This is a genomic window from uncultured Campylobacter sp. (assembly GCF_937959485.1).
In the GTDB taxonomy this organism is placed as follows: Bacteria; Campylobacterota; Campylobacteria; order Campylobacterales; family Campylobacteraceae; genus Campylobacter_B.
On the sequence record NZ_CALGPY010000006.1, the window covers coordinates 205,005 to 226,490 of the forward strand.

A 21,486-nucleotide genomic window follows, 5' to 3' on the forward strand; every position below is an offset into this window, starting at 1 on the left:
ATAGGCTTAGACGGCTATGTCGCCCACGCACAAATCAGCCACTTGCGAATTTCCCGCAACTATTGATAAGCAAACGCTTGCTATATGTAAGTAAACTCGCGCTGTTCGGGCACAAACCTCATGCCCTAAATTCCTAAAATTTAGACTATTTTTTCACCTTGATCACATATGGCACCGATTTGATCACGCCTTTAGAAAATAGCGTCTTAGTGTCCGCGTATACGGCGTTAAGCTCGGCTTTTGAAACATCCGCATCGCTTACCTGCACGTCCTTGTCGTAGTATTTCTCGATCACGTCGATCGCGCCTTTTTGATCACTAGGTGAGAGGGCCTTCAGATACTTTAAAACCAGTGCCGATTTGATAAACGCGCTCTTGCCGTGCACCGGCGCAAAGATCAATTTTACGTTGCTGTTGCGAAGATACTTCGTAATCCTCTTCATCTCCTCGGCGCAATACGGACACTCCGGATCGCCCACGATGTAGGTCACGTAGGGATTATTTTTATCAAACGACTCGATATAGGCAAATCTCGCCGGATTTATGCTTTTTAGTAGCTCAAGTGCGGCGGCATCTCTGGCGTCCTTTAAAATTTGAGTTCTCATCTTAAATAATGCAGCATCCGCCGCGTCTGCAAGCTTAGACTCCTCTGTTACTGCCACTAGGCTTTTGCCGTCGTCGCTAGCCAAAAATGCCTCTTTTGTGTCGCCCGAGCGGACGATCAGCAAATTTAGCCCGTTTAGCGAGTTTAGTTTGTCAATCGAGATGAGCTGAGCGTTTTTATCATTTAGACTTTGCTTTAGGTTTTTTACGAACTCCGCTTCGTTCGCATTCGCGCCAAGCACAAAAGCCGCACACGCAGCCAAAACGTAGATGATTTTTTTCATAGCTTCCCTCCCCTTAAAATTTCGCCAATTATATCAATTTAAAATAAAATTTGTTATAATCGCGCCTCATTAATTTAAGGAGAAATTTATGGCTTATTCAATGGGCGATCTAAAAAAAGGTCTAAAAATCGAGGTGGACGGAATTCCGTTTAAAATCATAGAATACCAACACGTAAAACCGGGCAAAGGACCTGCTTTCGTGCGCGTTAAAATAAAATCTTTCATTGATGGCAAGGTGCTTGAAAAGACCTTCCACGCGGGCGATAAATGCGAGGCGCCGAATCTTGAGGAAAAAGAGATGCAGTATCTCTACGACGATGGCGAGGCGTGTCAGTTCATGGATACCGATAGTTACGAACAGATCGCGATCAGCGACGAGGATGTGGGCGAGGCGAAAAAATGGATGCTAGATGGTATGATGGTAAATATAATGTTTTACAACGGCAAAGCGATCGGCGTGGATGTGCCGCAGGTGGTGGAGCTTAAGATCGTAGAAACTGCGCCGAATTTCCGCGGCGATACGCAGGGCAGCAACAAAAAGCCTGCCACGCTTGAGACCGGCGCCGTGGTACAGATCCCATTTCACGTGCTAGAAGGCGAGGTCATCCGCGTTGACACCGTCCGCGGCGAGTATATCGAGCGCGCAAATAAATAATCCCCCCCCCCTGTTTTTGCGAAATTTTGATTTCGCAAAAATTCCTCTTTCTTTTGAAATTTATAAACTCCGAGCGATAAATTTAAACCGCATCGCTGTGTAAATTTTGATTAAAATGGCTTTCGAATTTGCCGCAGCGTGGATCATTTAATCTAAATTTTGCGTAGCGCCGATCTGGCAAATTTAGGATGGTTTTACGATTAAATTTACGGATTTGAAATTTGAGTATAAAAACGCCCGAAAGCAAATCTTACGACCCGCTTTCGGGCTTTGAGCTAGGCTGCAACTTTAATTAGATTTAAAATTTCACCTTCACTTGGGAAACGAGGCTTAGCAAAATCTTTATTGAAGAAAAGCTTTCTGCCGTCAACTTCTACTAGAAAGTCTCCGCTGCCACCAGTGGCCAACTCGACAACTGCATCCTTATAGACGCTTGTTATTTCATCTCTCACACGGAGAGCTTGCGGTCTATAAGATCAAGAATTACAATAAGTAATTACAACCTTCATCTTTATTCCTTTCTAAAAAAGTACCGCATTGTAGCAGATCTAGCTTAAATTTTAATATAAAGGCTCAATTTCGCGCGCCTGCATTTAAAATTTATGGGCGAAATTTCGCCGTTTGCAAAGCTTGGAATTTCGCTGCCGCGGGCTTAAGGCTAGTCTTCAAATTTTAAAATTTCATCGTAGCAGAGATAAAAATCGCAGCCATGCGCGTGGAATTTCTTATCGCCGTGAAAGTGTCCGAAATACCATCGCGCGGGCCTTACGAGCTCAAAGATACGCTCCAAATACTCAGACGTTTTATCGGGGGTACTTTTGCCGCACCAAAGGTATTCTTTTAAAAATTTCATCGCAAACCACGGCGCCGTGTGGCTCAGCACCGCATCGATCCGCCCGCCCGCAGCGATGAAATCGCGCGCATTTTGCATAGCACAAGCAAACTCCTCCTCGCTTGGAATCTCGCGCGCCCACCAGCTAAGCCCCGGTATCCGATGTGCTTTATCGACGCTAAGCGCGCCGCCGAAGCACAAAAATCGTCGCCCCGCAATCTCGTAAATTTCGCCACGCCGCAGCCAAAAAATATTCTCGCCGCCCACGCCCACGGTGCCGCCAAATTTCCTCTCGCGCGGCAGCTGATCCAACATATAGAAATTTTCGTGATTGCCATCTATGAAAAGAAGCGTGGCGGGGAAATATCTTTCTATATTTTTGCGCGCCATAAACTCATCTATACGCTCGCTCCAAAACAGCCCAAAATCCCCGAGCACAATGACAAAATCATCGGCGCTAAGCCCACCCGCAAAGGCCTTGTTCGTTATTTTGCCGATCTCGTTTATTCCGTGCGTATCGCCACAAAGATATATCATATTCCTCTCCTTTAATCTGGCTCGCCGCGGCTTTGCCGCAGCCCGTGAGAATGAAATTTGAAGCGCTAAATTTTACGCGGCACACGCGTCACAAAATCCGACTAGCGTTCCGAGCCGCAACCGCACAAATTTAATCCAAATTAAAAGCGTAAATTTAGGCGACGAAATTCAAGTAAGCACAAACGCCAAGTTCGCCGTCGCGAAAATTTAAAGCCGCGGTTTTCAATTTTAAATTTCGCAGTGCAGATCTAAGCGGCAAAATCCAAGCAAACGCGACCCCCTTTGCTACCGCTAAATTTTAAATTTAGCAACTAACTGCGTAAATTTAGCGGCGGATTGTGCAATTTCCACAAAGAGCTTTGTAAATTTCAACAAACTTTGTAAATTTTACGGCGAGCCACCTAAATTTAAAGATTAAATTTAAAGCCTGCCGCGCAATTTCGTCGCCAGCGCTGCGCCGATTTTTTCGTAGCCCTCTTTTTGCAAGTGGATTTCGTCGGGGCGAATAAGCCCGCGCTCGCGCCAGCCGCGCCAGCCGCCATCCTCATCCATAAGACCGGCTATGTCGTAAAACATCGCCCCTTCGTCTCGCGCTAGATGCGCTAGCACCTCCGCAGCGCGTGAGGCGTTTGGCACTTTAGGGCTTCGCGGCGGTGCTACGAGCAGGATTTTTGCACCGGGAGCTGCAGAGCGGACGGAGCGAAGCAGCCCACGGACGCTTTGGTAGAATTTTTGCTCGTCGAATTTCGGATCCATCGCATCGTTTGTGCCGTAAGCGATAACTACGAGATTGTATCTAAGTCCCGAAAAATCCCTACCAAAGGCATCTGCGCCCCATTTTTCGTAGAGGTTGCTAAACGCGCCGTTGCTCGCGCAAGAGTCTGCAAAGCGCGCGTTTTTGCGGTAAATTTTATATCCTCCAAGTTCTGCCCCATCACGTAGCGATCGAATTTCGATCGGAAATCTAAGTCGCAGCTTAGAATACTCCCATTTCTGCGGCACTTCTTGTGAAATATACGCGCTTAGCCCGCTTGCATCGCGCACGCGAAAAATCTCGCCACCCTGATCCGATTTATGTAAAATTTCGACGTAAAAATCGCCGCTAAGTTGCTTTAGCTCCAGTCGCACATTAGCGCCCTTTTTGCCGGTAGCGATCACTCCGCATAACGGGAAATCGGGGTCTTGCTCGGTGCGGGATGAGATTACATTAAAGCCGCTTTGCTTAAATTCTATATTTTCGCTTTTGTGGTATTTAGGCATCATTGCAGGCACGAAGCCGACGCTGTTTTGCACGAAAAAGCCGTGCCTGAAAGCATCTATCAGCGCGTCGCTTCCTAAATGCGAATCGCCAAAAAATTTCACTCCAAAGCCCGCAGAGCTTTTTGCGTTTGCGGAATTTATGCCGCGAACGCCTGCGTTTGCCGCGCATCCGCTTAATAATGCGGCAAATAAAATCACTATAAATTTACTCAACTTCAATCCTTGATAAAATTTCTTTCGCTACCGCTTCGCAACCCTCTTTGCTCATATGAATGCCGTCGTCTTGGCGCACGCGCACGAGCTTCGAGCCGCTTTGCAGATAGGTTTTATAGACGCCTTTTTCGCACACCAGCGGGGTTGTTTGCATAAAATACCCGCCAAGCGCCATGCTGGCGTCTGCATATATTTGATTTAGCAGCTGCGTTTTCTCCTCAAAATCTGGCTTTTGCATACACGGCATTGCCAGCCACAGCACTCCCGCACCGTGCGAGTGCGCTGTATCGTAGATCTCGCGCACTCTTGAGGCGTAAAACTCCCGCCAGCGCGGCGTTTTAATGCCGTAGGTCTTGCCGCCCGCGCGGTACTCCCAGACGTCATTGGCGCCCAGCAGCACGACTACGAGCTTAACGCCGCCATTCTCTCTAAGCGCAGTATCGAGCGTCTTTTGCCAGTCGAAAGATTTCTTACTCGCAAGCCCCGTAGATTGCTTGCTAAGATCGATCACCCTCAGGCTTCGCTTCGGGAAAAATTTCTTAGCGTTCATCCCCACGTATTGCATCAGACTATCGCCCATAAAAAGCACCTCATCGCCTGCATTTAGGCGGATTTTGCCATCGTCGCTAAGCGAAATTTTAGCATCAATCTCCACGGAACTTTGCGTCGTTAAATTCTGCTCCAAAGCCTGCGGAGCGGGAAGTTGCGAAGCGTAATTTTCGCCGCTTTGCAAGGTTGCGCTTGCCGTGACGGTATTTTGCGACTCAGCGGAGCTGCGCGGCACAGAGCTTGTTGTAGTCTGGCTTTGTGACACGGAATTTTGCGAAGTAGAATTTTGAGGGATGGAATTTTGTGCGTAAGGCTCCTGCGCAGAATCGCGCGTCTTTGAATGATGCATAGAATTATTTAAAGCTGAATTCTTCGTGGCATGGGCTTGCGGCTTGCTATCTTGCGGTTTAACGCTTTGCGAAGTATCGTGATCTCGCGCCCTCGTGCTTTGCAAAGCTTGATTTTCCGCTATACGATCTTGCGTAGGCTTTTTAAAATTTTTGCTTCCGCTATGCGGACTTGCGTCCTCATCCTTGCTAATGTCCTCACCTTTGATGCGCTGCTCAAGCTTATCTGCGACATTTGCAATTTTTTCGTAGATCTCTCCGCCTACGCGAAACGGCGAGCGGCGCAGCCATTCTTCCAGCCCAAAATCATCGTGAAATCGCTGCTCCAAATAATAAAGCAGCGAGCCTTGCATAAAAAATGCTGAGAAAAGCAGCGCAAAAAGCATAGTCGAAACAAACCTAAGCATCTAAAATCCTGCGTAGATGAAATTTGGAATTCCGCTTGGCATCAGCGCAAAAATCAGCGTGAAGATCACGCCGAGCGCGAGAGCTTTAGGCAAAAACGGCAGCTCGGCAAAAAGCGCGATCACAGTATCTTTAAGAGCAGAGATTTTAGGATAAACAAAAATCCCTGCTAAAATCACCGCAAGCACTGCTAGCTCGCTAATATCTCCGAAAGCTCGTGCGCGGGTAAAAGCGCTCAAAATCGCCGCCGCATCTGGCAGGGAATTGGCGAAAAAAATCCAAGCGAAACTTACAAAAATATAGGTGCAAAATAGCGCCAAATGCGGATTTAGCGGCTTTACGCCCACTTTGGCAAGACATTTTAAAAACACAAGCGCCACTCCGTGCAAAAGCCCCCAAATCAAAAAATTTAATCCCGCGCCGTGCCATATGCCCGAGAGCGCAAACGCGATTAGCAAATTTACGCAGGTACGTGCAAAGCCATTGCGCGAGCCGCCAAGCGGAATATAAATATAATCGCGTATAAACGTAGATAAGCTGATATGCCAGCGATCCCAAAACTCGCCTAAATTCTTAGCCGCGTAGGGCATATTAAAATTCTGCGGCAACTTAAAGCCCATCGCAAGCCCAAGAGCCCGCGCCATATCGATAAAGCCGCTAAAATTCGTATAAAGCACCACGCCGTAAAGCAGCAGTGCAGCTAGAATTTGCGCCGCGGAGGACTCAGGCTCGTCGCCGTAAACGCCCGAAATCACATCGCTATAATACGCGCCCAAATAGCCGCTAATAAGTAGCAGCTTAACTAAGGCAAAAATTATAAGCACATAAATTTCATCGGCATTGCCAAAGTGCTTGAAGCGATCAAACTGTGGCAGCACTGGCTCTACGCCCTTGGCGGCGCTAGCGCGTCCGATAGGACCCATCACGACGCTAGGAAAAAACGCTAAAAAGCACGCCAAACTCAAAAAGCCCTGCTCGCCGCATTCGCGCCTATAAACCGAGACAAAATAGGTGATCGACATAAAAACATAATATGAAATTCCAAGCGGAAACGCCACGCTATCGACGGCACCTAGGTGCAGCGCGGCAAGCGCGGCATTGAAAAACTCCCTGACGTAGCCGTAATATTTAAAAAATGCGAGAAAAAATAAGCCGCCAGCAACTGCCGCAAGCATCACTGCACGTGCCTTCGCAGTTGGTAACGGAATCTGCTTCGCTAGCCCCGCTTTTTGCATCTGCTTTGCTATGCCGGCTTGTTTTGTTGCGCTCATCTGCTTGGCTGCCGCTTTACGCGAGAGCTTTTTCTTGTGCGAAGACTGCTTTGCGGACGGTATGGCTTTCGCGACTACGCGATTAGCGCGCGCGATACACGCACCTGCAAAATATACGAAAGCACTATAGGCCGCAAGCACCAGCGCAAAGCGCGGATTTACGGAGCACATAAAGCCGTAGCTTGCCAGCAGGATCAGAATTTTTTGCGCGAAAATATGATTTTTGAGCGTCCAATAAACGATTAAAAACGCTAAAAAAGTAAGGACAAACTCAGGCGAAAAAAATGTCATTCAATCTTTCCAATTTAAATTTTTAAAGCTCTTGCGGGCTTTTAAACACTCGCAGCGTGAGATTTATACGAAGCGAAAAAGCCAAAAACTTTTTTTAATCGCTTGCAGCGCAATATTTTATGCGCAGGCACGGCGGTAGTCACGGCGTTGCGTCGCCAAACACGCTAATAAATTTAGCGTCCAAATCCTTAGATTCACGGACAGCTTGCAGCAAGCCCTTGCCACGTGAGCAAAATTCCGCCACAATGGCAAAATTTGAAACGCAAATAAGGGCTCGACGCACAAATAAAATTTTTAAACGCGCTGAGTGCTTTGCCATCAAATTCCCACGAAACCTCGCAAACGCAGTCTCGCAAATTCTACCCGCAGGATTTCAAAATAAGCGCCTTGGAATCATGCCATATAAATTAAACGCGATGCCGCTAAAATCCTACAAAATAAAATGAGCCACACTTCATCACAACTATGAGGGCCAAAATTCTACAAAATAAAATCTAAAAGCCAAAAATTTTGCAGCGATAATAAAATTCTGCCCGTTAAAATCTATCGCGCGAAATTACTAAGTAAATCTCACTTTAAGGCGTGATAGAAACCATCTAAAAGCTGCGCCTTATGAGCCAAAATCATAGCTTTTAATTTTTACCGCAAATTGCAGGCCTGCGCCTCCATAAAGGCTCTTTTAATTTTATGGTAACGCAAACGCGCCTTGCGCTAGCCTCGCTCTTTAGTGTAAAACACAAGTTAAAATCAACGAGTTTCGCGTCGTAAATTTTGGCTCTAACTCGAATTTAATGCAGCTACACAGATTTTAGTTTGAGCTGAAATTTAACGTAGCAGAGCCGAATCTCGCTTCGTAACCCAGCCATTCTAACGAGATAATGTAAATTTTAATTTGCAATTTAAAATTTCTAGCGCAAAGATACCAGCACTTTGGCTCGCGTTTTGCAATTCTAATCTAGCGGCGCGTAAAATTGCAAATTTCAGCGTTTTTTATTCGGCTGGCTAGGTTTGTGCGCGCAAGAACTGATTTGCGAAAATTTTAAAATTTTATCGCTTGCCTCAGCCCGCCTTCAGGGCAATCGCGATAAAATTTATGCTCCGCACCTCAAGCAAGCGAGCAGTTGCGATGAAATTCCAAGCTAGCAGTCGAGATGAAATTTTACGTCGCATTTTAAAAAAATCCCGCGCCCACCCAACCGAAAAAGCCGTAAATCCTGCACTAAATTTCATATTGCTGCATTACTTAGCGGCTATCAAATATGCTTGACAAGCAGACGCGTAGAAATCTCTCACCGTCCTTTCATGCTCGTTCGAAGTAAATTTCGCACAGATATTTTAACGGTCCATGCTCGAAATAAACGTTCCACATAATTCTATCGCAAAACGGCTGCAGGACGGGAATTTGCCCGGCAGCAAAGTCTTTTTATTGCGCGAAATTTACCCCTCTGCGCGGATGATCCTAACCGCTTCGACCATATTTTTTAGGCTCGGCTCCACCTCTTCCCATTTGCGAGTTTTTAGGCCGCAGTCCGGGTTGATCCACAGCTGCTCTTTCGGAAGCACCTCAAGCAGCGCGCGGATCTGGCTTACGAGCTCATGTACGCTAGGAATTCGCGGGCTATGGATGTCGTAAACGCCCGGACCGACCTCTTGCTTATAGCCGACCGATTTGAAAACTCGAAGCAGCTCGTTGCCACTGCGAGCGGTCTCGATGCTGATGACGTCGGCATCCATCGCCTCGATCGTTTTGATTATGTCGTTGAACTCCGAATAGCACATATGGGTATGGATCTGCGTGTGAGCACTTGCGGCGCTGACAGCGAGCTTAAAAGCACTAACGGCGAATTTTTCATACGCAGGGATATTTTCCGCGCGTAGCGGATAACCCTCTTTAAACGCCGCCTCATCCACCTGAACGATCTTGATACCCGCGTCTTGCAGATCCGAAATTTCATCAAAAATCGCAAGTGCAAGCTGTTTTACTATCTGCTCGCGAGGCTTATCGTCGCGCACGAAGCTCCAGTTCATCATCGTAACAGGTCCCGTTAGCATACCTTTCATAATCTTTTTAGTGCGGCTTTGGGCGTATTTGATCCACTCTACGGTCATCGGTTTTGGGCGGCTAACGTCGCCGAAAAGTAGCGGCGGTTTCACGCAGCGGCTGCCGTAGCTCTGTACCCAGCCGTTGGCACTAAACGCGTATCCGCTCATCTGCTCGCCGAAATACTCGACCATATCGTTGCGCTCCGGCTCGCCGTGAACCAGCACGTCCAGGCCGATCTCATCTTGAAATTTGACGCAGTCGTCGATGTAAGCTTTGATGTCGCGCTCGTAGGCTTCACGGCCAATTAAGCCCTTTTTGTAGGCGTTGCGAACCTGGCGAAGCTCGGCAGTCTGCGGAAAGGAGCCGATCGTAGTGGTAGGTAAAATTCCATAGCCTAGCTCCTTTTTCTGCACCTTGATGCGATCCTCGTAGCGATCGGCGCGCTCGAATTTATTTAAATTTGCGGCACGGCTTTGCACTCGCTCATCATGAATAAGCGGCGAGCTAGCGCGAGTTTTAGCGGATTTTTGATTTTCCTCGTAAGCCTTCATGCCGTGTTCGCACATCGGAATTTCAAAGAAAAGATGGGTCAAAATCGAAATTTCGCTTAGCTTTTCGACTGCGAAACTTAGCCAGGATCTAACCTCAGTGCTTAGCTTGTCCTCATATTTTAGCGTAAAAGGCACATGCAAAAGCGAGCAGGAGGTGCCCACATAGATACGCTCCTTAGGAACGTAGGCTTCGATGGCTCTAAGCTGAGCTAGCTTTTTGTCGATGTCGCTCTTCCAGATATTACGCCCGTCGATCACGCCCGCAAAAAGCACGGTCTTGGCGTCTTTTAAAGCTTGAAGCTCTTTTTTGATATTCTCTTCGCTTGCGTAAACGAAATCAAGCCCGATCGCCCAAACGTCGGTTTTTACAATCTCTTTAACAGCCTCGGTCGCATGCTCGAAATAGGTCATAAAGATGATTTTTACGTTGCTTGCGACCTTGCTTAGGCGCTGATAAATCGGTGCGATCTTTGGCGCCAACTCAGCCGCGCGATCCGTCACGAAGATCGGCTCGTCGATCTGAACCACGACCTCGCTATCAAGCTCGCTAAGAAGCTTTAGCAGCTCCTCATATTTCGCGGCAAGGGCATCTAAATGCGCGAGTGGATCGCTTTTGTCGCTTGATTTGCTAAGCGCCAAGTAAGTAATAGGTCCGATTAAATTTATCTTTAGCGCGCAGGAATCCTTAAAATCGTTATTCTTCGCGGCCTTATACTCGCTTAAAATTTTACTAGGATTTAGGCTAAATTCCGTATATGCAGAGATCTCGGGCACGATATAGTGGTAGTTTGTGTTAAACCACTTCGTCATCTCCATCGCGACTGCGTCTTTGCTGCCGCGCGCCATCGCAAAATACTGCTCATGCGCCGAAAGAGCCGCAAAGCGCTGCGGGATCACGCCGAAAAGAACACTGGTATCGAGCATCAGATCGTAGTATGAAAAGTCGTTTACGCTAATTAGGCCGCTCCAAGCATCCAGCTGATATTTGATGTGACGATCTTTTAGCTCTGAGGCGACTCGCTCTAGCGCGTCATAATCGCACTTGCCCGCCCAATAGCTCTCCAAAGCCTTCTTTAACTCGCGCTGCTCTCCGATACGCGGAAAGCCCGTAACGTAACTCTTCATCTCTATCCTTTGAGTAAAATTTTGGTATGAAAGTATTGATTTTATCTAAAATTTCTTTTGCCGTCATTAAAATTTTAATCTAATCTTGAAAATGAACGAAATTTTATCCAAAAGCGCAGGGGTGGAATTTAGCCAATAAAATCTGAAATGGAATTTTTATCGACGAAATTCCATAAGTTAAAATTTTAGGATTGAATTTAAAGGCGTTAAATTCATCATAATTTAAACCTCGTCGCAAGATTCTACTAAAACTTAGTAAAGCCTTGCGACGAAGCTAGCCTTACCTGACACTCTGCAAAGCTACTGAGCATCAAGGCTCTATGAAAGCAGTGCAATGCCTCAAATATGAAAATTCTTAGAATTTATAATTATATCCTGCGTAAACGCCGTATTTTTTACCGTCGTTATCTTCGATATAATCGCCGTCTTTATACCACGCCTTGCTTGCTTTAAAGCCCATTTCAATCTCGCTATTGGAGCCAAACTCATACGCAGTACCTATCTTGCCGCCCAAAATGAAGCCACCCAGCGTATCGTCCGCTCTAACCCAGCCGCCATTGCTATAGTCTATTTTAACTTCAGTATCTAGCACCGAAAGCCCAGCGTAAGCACCTAGGACGAGCTTAAATCTACCGAAAAGCTCCGGCGTAAAATCCGCACCGGCTACGAAATCGTGCGTGCTCCATTTAACCTTTCTTTTCGAATTGGCATTCGAGCTGGAATCCTCGCCCTTAAATCCGTAAAAATACCCGCCGTAGGCCCTAAACGTACCGAAGTCATATCCGGCCTTAACGCCGATTTGCGGCTGTCCGTCATCAAAACCCGCAGCTTGGTTTTTGAAATTGTATCCGCCTTCGCCACCTATGAAAAGCCCCTCCGCCATCGCGCTTACTGCAGCTAAAGAACTAAGCAACAATGCTTTTGCAACTAAATTTCTCATCTTTACTCCTTTGGGTGAAATTTCATCTTAATGATAGCGACACGCTTCGAAACCTAGGCTAAATTTAAAGTAAATACATAACATTTACGATTTTTAGTGACAAAATTTTAAAGTATTTTTGTAATTTATTTATAGCCAGTATAAATTCTAAATCTCAGCATATAATTTACATTATAAATTTTTTATCGCTTAGTGACATATGCTTTGTAAAAGTATAGCGTAATAAGAATTTACGCGGTATTCCTCTGGATATAAATTTATCTTAATAACTTGTAAATCCGCGCAGAATTACTTAAATAAACGGGCTCAAACAGATCTTTATCATAGTTTTCCAGCACAAAAAGTTGGATAAAGGCTGATTCAAATACCTTTTTATCTAAGATTAAAATTCTTTGGTAATCCGGTAAAAATATCACGTAAAGATTGGAATTTTTATCTATCTGCTTAGATAATTTTACGAGTTTGCCGTCTACTTCGCCCACTTGATAATATGAATTAATAGGCATTTTTTTACCGTCATAGATTAGGTATTCAGGATCGACGCTAGGCAGTGTGCATTCATCATTTATTATGATACTCTCTCCATCTTTATCCATTCTAATATCATAACCCACATGAATAAATGGTGTCCAAGACTCTTTACCTGTTTCTATATCTACAGTAGAAAATTTTAAGATATTAGGCAATATATCTATCATGTGCGGTACGAAGTAATAATATATATCCCTAGTTTTCTGTGGAAGCTTGAAATTCTTGTCGCTTAAAGAACTTAAAAATTTATTGATATCCGCTTCACCATAGTCTTTTTGAATTTGATATAGATTTAGTTTAAATTTATCTTCCAGTTTAGGATCAAATTTTTTACCTTGCGACTTTTGTATATATTCGACATTAAGCCTTGCCATATTAGCAGAGCTTATCTCATCTTTATTAAAGGAAAACGCACTCATAAAAGTGTATTCTCCCGCCTGTCTACCTCCGGGATCAGCTACTACTTTTACATCGGAGTAATATCTGATTAAATATCCGTAATCCCACCACGATAGTACATAATCCTCCCTGCTAGCTTTATTTTTTAGCTCTGCAAGAGGCGTTATGGAGTCTTTCGTAAGCGTAGGCGCAACTCGGAATTTATAAATAAAATCTATGCTAGGCATTAGCGCTAAACAGGTTAAAATAGCTAACAAAGTACTTCTAAGCCAAGTGCGTATTTCAAAGTAATTCAGCACAAAATATATAAAATAAGCAAATCCAAGCGCTATCATCGGCGTAGCGTACATTGTAAAGCGAGTTCCACCGAAAAGTGCTAAAACTCCAAGCGCTATCATCGGTAAGATTAAGATAAACGAACGAAATTTTATCAGCAATAGAGCCAGCCCTCCTACGGCGCATATAAATATAAATAGATGCCCACTAGATTCAAGCACAAATTTTATGAAATTAGCGTTTTCTACCTCATTAACCGTACTTCTAACGCCATAGAAGTAGAAAATTTCCTCTTTGCTTACATCTTTTAAGATGTAAGCTTTAAGCTGCACTGCTATGGGAGTAAGTCCGCCGAATATGACGAACGTAATTGCGACGATCACGCCCAAAATCCGAAGAGCTTTTTTGCTTTTATGGCTTGGAATTTTAATCATTAAAAAATATAAAAACGCAATTAGTGCGATTTTAAACAATAAAATATAATTTACAATTATTGTCTCGCCTTCGTAATACGCGCTAAATTTTATGACCGCTGCAACCATAAAAATAATCGCTTTGTAATTTGCCTCATTGCGTCTATTAAAAATCAAAGTATATATTAAAAATATCACTATAATCGCCATATTTAGAGAATACGAGCTAGGATACCACCAATCATAAATCACTGTAAAAACGGCAGGTAAAGCAAAGCTGCTCTGCTCGCTTCGCCCTATGAGCTTAATCAAAGCCCATATCGTTAGCAGCGGCAGAGTAACATTTAACATATCGCTATCAAAATACCCGCCCAAGGTCCTGATATAATACCCAGGTAGCACGCAAGCAAGCAGCGCCGCGATGATGCCGGCGCTCAGGATCTTATACTCTCTTGCTATCAAAATAATCGGCACGGCCACTAGCGGCGCTAAAAACACGCTCATATAGATCGTAATGCTATTTAAGCTGACGGGTAAAATTTTACTAAGCAAAAATGCCAGAGTCGGGATCGACGCGCCGTATGGGCTAAGATCGCCCGGCTGGTGAAAGCCCGCTATCATATCGCGCGCGCCCTCGGCATTGGCAAAGGCGTCGTTTGTGGTCATGATGAGCTCGCCGTCAAAAGAAAACTGCTCAATCCCGCTCGCCCAATATATCCAAAAAAATCTGCACGCCACGCCGAATATGTAAACCAGCGTCATGATCAAAAACATATCCATACGGGAGCATTCACCGTTTGTAATTCTAAATTTTTGCATTTTTTTCCTTAATATAGCCGCTACCGGTGTTTTTCGCGATTAAAATTCAATCTGCCTCTGTAAATTTATCATTTTATATGCATTTAGCTGGCGCTGCGCCGCACCGCTCTACGACATTGTTTAATTTCCGTTTATTATAGCAGAATTTACCTGATTTGCGATGCAAGATGTAGAAATTTATACGACAAATTACTGCGGATGGCGCGAGCAAACCGAAATTCAATCCATCTCGCTCGCGCTATAAAGTACGAAATTTATGCGATTTAATACGCGTCGCACATAAATTTACAGACGGTTTTCGTACGGAGATTGAGCATGATCGAGCTTAGGCATCTGCCGTCCTTATTGCCGCTTAGCAGGCGCACGGCATCGCCCTCTTTCCACTGCGTGCTGTCGCCCTCGATCGTTCTGTAATGCGCGCCGTTAATGACAAGCGATTCGCCGCCCTTTAGAGTTTTATCGATCTTTAGATCGCTTGCGATCTGGCTTAGATCGCCTTTTAGGGCATTTGCGATTAGTTTTTCCTCGGCCTGCTCATGCGTCTTCATCGAGCTTTTGGCAAAGTCCGGCACCTGCAAAGTTTCGGTCTGCGCCGAAGCAAACACGGCCAGCACGCAAGCGATATAAATCAGTTTCATATTTTCTCCTCGGTTTTTTCAAAATTGCGGCGATTATAGCAAAGTTTACTTAAAAATTTCGGTCTAAATTTAGCTAGAGTTTAAATTTAAGAAATCGCCCGTCTGTTTAAAACAGAACCAAACGCGACGGCAAATTATAAAATTTCGCCGCAATTTAAAATTTACTTATTAAAATACGCCGCCAGCGCGCTTAGCTAAACAAACAGAGCTATGATCTAAGACATCACTCGCGGCACACCCGCCCAAAACGCAGCCCTCATATTGCAACGTAAGAGCAAGCGAGCGTCAAAATTTTTACTGGCAGAATTTACTCGTTATCAAATAGCGCGCCGAGACTTTGCATTACGGCAGCGACGGGCATCCAGACTGGGCTAAACATAGTTAAAACTGCGTCTTGCGTCTCACCGTTTTTACGCACATTTTCCTCGCTCAGCCTGCCGCTATCAATAAATATTACCGCGTTTAAACTTAACGGTTTAGCAAGCGCATATTTTTTTAGGATCCGATCGCGATCTTTTGCACGCGTAGGAACGCCTAAAATTTTGAAACTAAATTGTAAAATTTCGCGATCTTTAAAGTCCATAAAATTTGGATGCTTGTAAAGCACAAGCTGATCTGCTAGAGGCAGGCTCTCGCGGTCAAGCCACAGCTCAAAAAGTAGCGTGCTTGCGTGAGGTTCATTAAATGCATCCGTAGCGATCGAAATTCTATTTACCTCCACTGCGTGTGGATAGAGCGATTTTAGGTGCTCAAATTCCGCTTTCGCCGCGCGATAATCGCTGCCAAATTCGTAGTCGTAAGCATCACCGATCATTACCGTACGGTTTGCCTCTTTTTGGATCGCGCGAATTTGCTCCTTGCCTTCAAGCTCTACGGGCGCGGTTTTACTAGCACAACCTACAATGAGAAATGAAAATGCCATGCTAAAAATCAGCGCTTTTAAAATTCGTTTCATATCTACTCCGATAAAATTTTATGCGATTATAGCTAAATTTAAAGTAGCATTCGACGCACGGTATTGTCTTAATTGAGACGAATTAAAATTTGAGGGCGAGAGCATATATGAAATACATGAACCGAGTGAATTTTAATTAAAATTTAAACGTAGCAGAATAAGGCGCAGTATTTTTTGCCTAGCTGAGATGAAATTTGATTTTTAAAAGTAGGCTAGGCAGGTAAACTGCTTAGCTAAATTAAATTTGAATGCGATTAAAGATAGGGCGAAGTATCATGAGATGATTTTAAATGTTTTGAAGTAAATTTCGTTCCAAGACTATACATGCAGTCTGTCGTAGAGCGAAATTTCAAATCTATTTAAATATACCCACCAAAATAAGGCGCAGTATTTTTCGCTTAGACGAGACAAAATTTGATTTTTAAGCGGAGCGTATATGTAATACGTGAGCATTAAAAATCAAATTTCAACGAAGTATAAGTAGAAAAAGACAAGCCTTGTTATTTTACCTCATACCTCTCGCCAGGTTTCATTTCGATTATCTCCCACGGCAAGCCCTGCCTGTTTAGCTCGTCCATGAAAGGCTTGGCGTCGAAATTTTCCATGTTAAAGACGCCTTTGCCGCTCCAAATGCCCTTTGCGACCATCATCGAGCCGATCATCGCAGGCACGCCCGTCGTGTAGCTCACCGCCTGTGCGCCCGTCTCAGCGTAGCAAGCCTCGTGGTCGCAGACGTTGTAGATATAGACCTGGCGCTCTTTGCCATCTTTTAGGCCACGTATCACGCAGCCGATGTTTGTTTTGCCCTTCGTGCGCGGACCGAGGCTCGCAGGATCAGGCAGCAAGGTCTTTAAAAATTGAATCGGAATTATTTTTACGCCGTTATGCTCGACCTCGTCGATGCGTAGCATGCCGACGTTTTCTAGGCACTTCATATGCGTGAGATAGCTCTGCCCGAAAGTCATAAAAAAGCGGATTCGCTTCAGCCCTTTGATGTTTTTAACGAGGCTTTCTAGCTCCTCGTGATAGAGCAGGTAGCTGTCCTTGACGCCTACTTTGGGGTAGTCCCATTTGAACATGATCTGCATCGGCTCGGTTTCTTTCCACTCGCCGCGCTCCCAGTAGCGACCCTTTGCGCTCACTTCGCGCAGGTTGATTTCAGGGTTAAAATTCGTCGCGAACGGATAGCCGTGATCGCCCGCGTTGCAGTCTAGGATGTCGATCTCGCCGATCTCGTCAAATAAATTTTGCTGCGCGTAAGCACAAAATACGTTCGTCACCCCCGGATCAAAGCCGCTTCCCAGCAGCGCCATCGTGTTTGCGGCTTTAAACTCGCCGTCTTTCGCCCACTGCAGCTTGTATTCAAATTTGGCAGTGTCGGGGTGCTCGTAGTTTGCGGTGTCGATGTATGGGATACCGGCGCGAGAGCACGCGTCCATAAGAGTTAGGTCCTGGTACGGTAGCGCGACGTTTAGTAACAGCTGCGCGCCTGTTTTTTTGATGAGTTCTACCACCGCATCTGTGTCGTCAGCATCGATCTGGGCGGTATCGATCTGCACGCCTAGGCGGTCTTTGATAAACTTAGCGATCGCGTCGCACTTGCTTTTGGTGCGGCTTGCTAATGTGATTTTTGTAAAAACGTCCGCGTTCATCGCGCATTTTACGGTCGCGACTTGGCTCACGCCGCCCGCGCCTATGATTAAGATATTTGACATTTTGGCTCCTTTAAATTTTAAATTTAGTTGCAATTTTAGCAAATTTAAGATGAATTTTAAGAGGCTAGGTGTAATTAATCATAGAGTTTGGTTGTAGCCGGGCGCGGAGCGCAAGCCGACTTTAACAAAAACGCCGAAAGCGGCGTATACTAAAATTTCACCCAGATAGCGGCATGCCGATTGACGGGGGCACGAGATTAAATTTGCCACATTAAATTTACTGCCTTGCATCGCGCGATAAAATTTTAAGCTTTAAAGGGCTAGTTTAAATTTAACATTCCGCGACGAAGCGTGGAGAATTAAAAATTTAAAGCTCGCTCGCTTCGCCGCTAAAATTTATTACGCTTATTTTCTCGGCGCACGGCAAAACCGCATACCGCAGCTAAATTTAGCGCTTCAGCGAGCAGCGGTTTAAAAAGTAGCAAGCGGGGCAAAATCCCGTGACGCCCACGACAAAGGGCACTAGTCCGACCAGCCTCCCCACCAGCTGCCAAACGCGACTCCAGCGATCATTATCGCCAGACCGATCAGCGCTCTTATTATCCTAGTTTTACTGCTTAGCATTGCGTTTTCACTTCTTTGTTTTTACCTATTAATACTTAAAATTTTTAAAGTAAGCAATGGCAGCAAACCGCCACCTGGCGTATCATCTTTGAGCCCGCCCTCCTATATACGCACCTTAGTTAAATTCGGCTTCGTTTAATTATCTTTTCTTTTGCATAAAAGTGCGATCCGACAAAATTTGTGTGCCTGAGGAGCAAAATTTATTCAAGCTCGATTTAAAATTTTGACGAACGTAAAACAAGGTGAACTCGAATACAGGCAGGCAGTAGGTAAAATTTGCGTATCGAAGGATAAAAATTTACATGTAGCTTTAAATTTGGAATTACGATAAATTTTAATCGAGCGGAATTCTATCGTTGTAGAAAGTTTGCCTAAATTTAAACTCGCCTGTGTTTTGAGCGTCTAAATTTACGCGCTGTGGCAAAGAAGCATAATGCGGACGTAATATTTGCGATCGAAGAGGCACCTGATCTCACGCCGCACCGCTAAAATTAGATCTCATAGCGATAAATTTTACCGAAATTTTCATCCAGAGTGTAGCTAAACTCGCCGCCTGCGTAGTAGATTATCACGCCGTCGTCAAGCCCAAAGCGCTGATAGACGCGCAGCACGACCTCGTTTTCGCTGATGCCTTGGACGTGGATAAAGATATCGCTCTTTCTGCCTGCGGTCATCGCCATCTGGTAGAGCTGATTAAATAGCGCGTATTCCGGATCTTTCTCGGCGTCCTCTTGCGATAAAAAGCCCTCTAGCACGCCCAGCATCTCCGCGCGAAATTCCGTCCTGGCGCGCGCATAGGCGTTTTGGATATTTTCGATCTGGTTGGTATCGAGTAAATTTAAAAGCGAATGTTTGCCCACGTAAAGCGTCGCGCTCGATGTGATTTTGCCGTCCTTGTCGGTCACTAGTCGCAGAGCTTTCTCTACGCGCCACAAGGCCTCTTTTAGTTCGAGCCCGCTTTCAATTTCAATTTTCATCATAGATCCTTTATCAAGAATGCGGAATTTTAGCGTGAAATTTTAAATTTTAAAGACAAACTTCGCGATCAGATACGCCATATATAGCATCAAAACTCCCACGAGCGCGTCGATTATACGCCATGCTCTGCTGCTTGCAAAAAGCTTCGAAAGCGCCCGCGAGCCGTAGCCCAAGCCGAAAAACCACGCAAACGATACGAACATAACTCCCGCGTAAAACCACGGCTTTTGCGGATCCGCAATCATAGCGCCGAGCGAACCCACGACCACGACAGTGTCTAAATACACGTGCGGATTTAGAAGCGTCACCGCAAGGGCTTTGGCTACGACGGGCGCCAGCGGGCTATTTGCAGAGTTTTGAATCTTGGCAAAATGCGAGCCCTTATAGGCACTAAAAAACGAGCTTAGCGCGTAGCAGAGCAGAAATATGACCCCGCCTATGCCTAAAATTTGGGTAAGAAGCGAGCCTTGCTTAAGAGCGCCGCCGATTAAAAATATCCCTACGGCCGTAAATATGGCATCGCTTAGCGCGCAAACCATGCAAACCGCTGCGACGTGGTTTTTCGCAAGGCCTTGGGAGATGACGAAGATATTTTGCGCGCCGATCGCGACGATTAGCGAGAGCATCAGCGCGGCTCCTTGCAAGAAAATTCCGATCGGTAAGGAGTTCAAAGCCGCGCCTCTACTTATTTTTACTTTCGCAGGCAGAGCTTTGCATCGCGGCATCGGCGGCATCATAGCTAGCCGCTACCACACTTCCTGGCGCAACGTCAAGCTCATTATCACCTGCGGAAATTTTAGGAGTGGAATTCTCGGCGCCTGTGAAATTTTCGCCCGCGCTGGCGCTATTTAAGGAAGCGGCACCATTCGGCGCGGCGGAGCTTTGTTCGTTTAAATTTGAAGCGCCCTTCAAATTCTGCGCGCCGTTTGAATCAGCGGCGCCGCTAGAATTTTGCATGGCGGGATCCTGCGTAGAGCGGGAATTTTCCGCGCCTGAATTTTCATCTAAATTTTGTGCGTCGCAGGAACTTTGCGCATCGAAATTTTGCGAAGCGGAATTCTCATCGCGGAAGTTTTTAGTTTTAAAATTTTTAGCGCTACCCGCGCTTTTTTTAGAGCCCTTGGCGCCCTTGCGAGCTTTTGAGGCGGTTTGCTCTTCCTCGGAGCTTTGCGAAAGACCCGCTTTCTCGCGCAAAATTTTACTCAGCTCGTAGATCGAAATTTCAAATGAGCCCGGCAGTGTGGCCTCCGTGTCGCTATAAAATCGCAAAAAATTAAAGCGGTCCTGCGCCTGCGGCGCCTTTTTGAATACAAAATTTAAAAGCTCCGTTTTGTTTCTGCCTGCGACGAAGGTTTTGGTGCCTAAATTCGCGATGTCTTTATATTCGAAGCTCTCGGAATTTGCGCCGCGCACGATCGTAAAAGCATCCTCGCCGATCTGCAAATAATTTTTCGCGCCGAGTCTAAGCGCGCAAAAAAACGCGCAAAATGCCGCCACTACGGAAGCGAAAAGCGCCGCACCGCCAAAGCCAGCGTGGTAGCAATATCCGCTAGCGAGCGCCAAAATCGTCGATCCCGCCAGTGTCATCGCTACGGGCTTTTTATTCTCTTTTACTATCATCTTCCCTGCTTAATCATCTGTCTTATGTACTCGTAAATTTTAAAATTTAGCGCATCCATTACCGAGTCTTTGGAACCCGGGTTTTTGATGCTTTGGTAGTTGAGGTTCGTTACGTAGTCCTTCCACGCGCCCTTGTTTTTAACGCTTATGTAGAGGCTAATCTGCGAGTCGTAGAAGTAGTCTCTGTAATAATCGTCGTCGTCCCAAGGATCATAACCGAACGGCATCCCCCAGCCTACGCCCACGCCCGTATATCTGTAATATCTGCCAAATCCCATACCGAAGCTAAATCTCGGATTATCCCACGATCTGCGCGAAAAATCCGCCTTGCGGAAATAGTTGAGATTGCCGCCGATTTGGACGTTCGCCGCACTTTTATTTACAACCTTAAATCCGTCCGCACGCAGATGTTGGATCACTACTTGGGTTAAATTTGAATCTGTCGTAGAGGTATTGGTGAAATTTACGCTTATGAGTTTATCCTGCGGAAATTCCATAATGTGAAGCGGCTCGGAAGTGCGCACAATACCGCTATTTACGGGCACGTTTTTAGAGCAACCTGTAAAAATCAAAAACGCCGAAATGACCAAAAAAAGTGAAATTTTATTTTTCAAGACAGATCCTTTCGCTTAAGATTTCAAATCCTAAATTTGAGTGATTGTAGCATAAATT

General features: G+C 45.5%; 17 protein-coding genes and 1 pseudogene. 1 reads left to right on the forward strand and 17 read right to left on the reverse strand.

Going from position 1 to position 21,486, the window contains the following annotated elements; translation table 11 throughout:
• Positions 1-145: 145 nt before the first annotated feature.
• Positions 146-886: a hypothetical protein gene (locus tag Q0380_RS05915; protein WP_298961323.1), complete on the reverse strand. Its 741-nt coding sequence runs from the start codon at positions 884-886 to the stop codon at positions 146-148.
• An 88-nt stretch (positions 887-974) separates the two neighbouring features.
• Between Q0380_RS05915 and efp the strand changes: the two genes are divergently transcribed.
• Positions 975-1,541 carry an elongation factor P gene (efp, locus tag Q0380_RS05920; RefSeq protein ID WP_005871146.1) on the forward strand — a complete coding sequence of 189 codons (567 nt, stop codon included), beginning with the start codon at positions 975-977 and terminating at the stop codon, positions 1,539-1,541.
• A 275-nt stretch (positions 1,542-1,816) separates the two neighbouring features.
• On the opposite strand, the gene Q0380_RS05925 is transcribed toward efp, so the two are convergent.
• The 16 genes and pseudogenes from Q0380_RS05925 to Q0380_RS05995 form a co-directional block, all read right to left on the reverse strand.
• Positions 1,817-2,050 carry a SelT/SelW/SelH family (seleno)protein gene (locus Q0380_RS05925; RefSeq protein ID WP_297942393.1) on the reverse strand — a complete coding sequence of 78 codons (234 nt, stop codon included), beginning with the start codon at positions 2,048-2,050 and terminating at the stop codon, positions 1,817-1,819.
• A 149-nt stretch (positions 2,051-2,199) separates the two neighbouring features.
• Entirely contained in the window at positions 2,200-2,910 is a 711-nt protein-coding gene (locus Q0380_RS05930; RefSeq protein WP_298961326.1) for a metallophosphoesterase, read from the reverse strand.
• Between the two features lie 420 nt (positions 2,911-3,330).
• Positions 3,331-4,383, reverse strand: a complete 1,053-nt coding sequence (locus tag Q0380_RS05935; RefSeq protein ID WP_298961329.1) for a GDSL-type esterase/lipase family protein — start codon at positions 4,381-4,383, stop codon at positions 3,331-3,333.
• The gene (locus Q0380_RS05940; protein WP_298961333.1) at positions 4,376-5,686 is read right to left on the reverse strand and encodes a DUF459 domain-containing protein; all 1,311 of its coding nucleotides are present in this window, start codon (positions 5,684-5,686) and stop codon (positions 4,376-4,378) included. Before Q0380_RS05940 ends, Q0380_RS05935 begins: the two co-directional genes overlap by 8 nt.
• Positions 5,687-7,246, reverse strand: coding sequence for an MBOAT family O-acyltransferase (locus Q0380_RS05945; RefSeq protein WP_298961336.1), 1,560 nt, complete (start codon positions 7,244-7,246; stop codon positions 5,687-5,689).
• Positions 7,247-8,683: 1,437 nt separating this feature from the next.
• Positions 8,684-10,966 (reverse strand): 5-methyltetrahydropteroyltriglutamate--homocysteine S-methyltransferase, encoded by a 2,283-nt coding sequence (metE, locus tag Q0380_RS05950; protein ID WP_298961339.1) that lies wholly within the window; start codon positions 10,964-10,966, stop codon positions 8,684-8,686.
• Positions 10,967-11,321: 355 nt separating this feature from the next.
• Positions 11,322-11,906, reverse strand: a complete 585-nt coding sequence (locus Q0380_RS05955) for a hypothetical protein (protein WP_298704760.1) — start codon at positions 11,904-11,906, stop codon at positions 11,322-11,324.
• A 257-nt stretch (positions 11,907-12,163) separates the two neighbouring features.
• Entirely contained in the window at positions 12,164-14,344 is a 2,181-nt protein-coding gene (locus Q0380_RS05960) for an STT3 domain-containing protein (RefSeq protein WP_298961342.1), read from the reverse strand.
• Positions 14,345-14,607: 263 nt separating this feature from the next.
• Positions 14,608-14,982, reverse strand: coding sequence for a hypothetical protein (locus Q0380_RS05965; RefSeq protein ID WP_298961345.1), 375 nt, complete (start codon positions 14,980-14,982; stop codon positions 14,608-14,610).
• A 307-nt stretch (positions 14,983-15,289) separates the two neighbouring features.
• Positions 15,290-15,937: a hypothetical protein gene (locus tag Q0380_RS05970; protein ID WP_298961348.1), complete on the reverse strand. Its 648-nt coding sequence runs from the start codon at positions 15,935-15,937 to the stop codon at positions 15,290-15,292.
• A gap of 500 nt (positions 15,938-16,437) precedes the next feature.
• Positions 16,438-17,652: a saccharopine dehydrogenase family protein gene (locus tag Q0380_RS05975; RefSeq protein WP_298961351.1), complete on the reverse strand. Its 1,215-nt coding sequence runs from the start codon at positions 17,650-17,652 to the stop codon at positions 16,438-16,440.
• 388 nt (positions 17,653-18,040) lie between these two features.
• Positions 18,041-18,142: pseudogene (locus tag Q0380_RS10490) on the reverse strand (YgaP-like transmembrane domain); the annotation flags it as partial.
• A 565-nt stretch (positions 18,143-18,707) separates the two neighbouring features.
• Positions 18,708-19,193 (reverse strand): hypothetical protein, encoded by a 486-nt coding sequence (locus Q0380_RS05980; RefSeq protein ID WP_298961354.1) that lies wholly within the window; start codon positions 19,191-19,193, stop codon positions 18,708-18,710.
• Positions 19,194-19,235: 42 nt separating this feature from the next.
• Positions 19,236-19,865, reverse strand: coding sequence for a LysE/ArgO family amino acid transporter (locus Q0380_RS05985; protein WP_298961357.1), 630 nt, complete (start codon positions 19,863-19,865; stop codon positions 19,236-19,238).
• Positions 19,866-19,875: 10 nt separating this feature from the next.
• Positions 19,876-20,814 carry a hypothetical protein gene (locus tag Q0380_RS05990; RefSeq protein WP_298961360.1) on the reverse strand — a complete coding sequence of 313 codons (939 nt, stop codon included), beginning with the start codon at positions 20,812-20,814 and terminating at the stop codon, positions 19,876-19,878.
• Entirely contained in the window at positions 20,811-21,428 is a 618-nt protein-coding gene (locus tag Q0380_RS05995) for a hypothetical protein (protein WP_297902697.1), read from the reverse strand. The genes Q0380_RS05990 and Q0380_RS05995 overlap by 4 nt, the downstream gene beginning before the upstream one ends.
• Positions 21,429-21,486: the final 58 nt, after the last annotated feature.

Coding starts and splice junctions, on each gene's coding strand:
- Q0380_RS05915 (WP_298961323.1), bottom strand. CDS start 886: ATGAAAAAAATCATCTACGTTTTGGCTGCGTGTGCGGCTTTTGTGCTT.
- efp (WP_005871146.1), top strand. CDS start 975: ATGGCTTATTCAATGGGCGATCTAAAAAAAGGTCTAAAAATCGAGGTG.
- Q0380_RS05930 (WP_298961326.1), bottom strand. CDS start 2,910: ATGATATATCTTTGTGGCGATACGCACGGAATAAACGAGATCGGCAAA.
- Q0380_RS05940 (WP_298961333.1), bottom strand. CDS start 5,686: ATGCTTAGGTTTGTTTCGACTATGCTTTTTGCGCTGCTTTTCTCAGCA.
- Q0380_RS05945 (WP_298961336.1), bottom strand. CDS start 7,246: ATGACATTTTTTTCGCCTGAGTTTGTCCTTACTTTTTTAGCGTTTTTA.
- metE (WP_298961339.1), bottom strand. CDS start 10,966: ATGAAGAGTTACGTTACGGGCTTTCCGCGTATCGGAGAGCAGCGCGAG.
- Q0380_RS05955 (WP_298704760.1), bottom strand. CDS start 11,906: ATGAGAAATTTAGTTGCAAAAGCATTGTTGCTTAGTTCTTTAGCTGCA.
- Q0380_RS05960 (WP_298961342.1), bottom strand. CDS start 14,344: ATGCAAAAATTTAGAATTACAAACGGTGAATGCTCCCGTATGGATATG.
- Q0380_RS05965 (WP_298961345.1), bottom strand. CDS start 14,982: ATGAAACTGATTTATATCGCTTGCGTGCTGGCCGTGTTTGCTTCGGCG.
- Q0380_RS05970 (WP_298961348.1), bottom strand. CDS start 15,937: ATGAAACGAATTTTAAAAGCGCTGATTTTTAGCATGGCATTTTCATTT.
- Q0380_RS05975 (WP_298961351.1), bottom strand. CDS start 17,652: ATGTCAAATATCTTAATCATAGGCGCGGGCGGCGTGAGCCAAGTCGCG.
- Q0380_RS05980 (WP_298961354.1), bottom strand. CDS start 19,193: ATGAAAATTGAAATTGAAAGCGGGCTCGAACTAAAAGAGGCCTTGTGG.
- Q0380_RS05990 (WP_298961360.1), bottom strand. CDS start 20,814: ATGATAGTAAAAGAGAATAAAAAGCCCGTAGCGATGACACTGGCGGGA.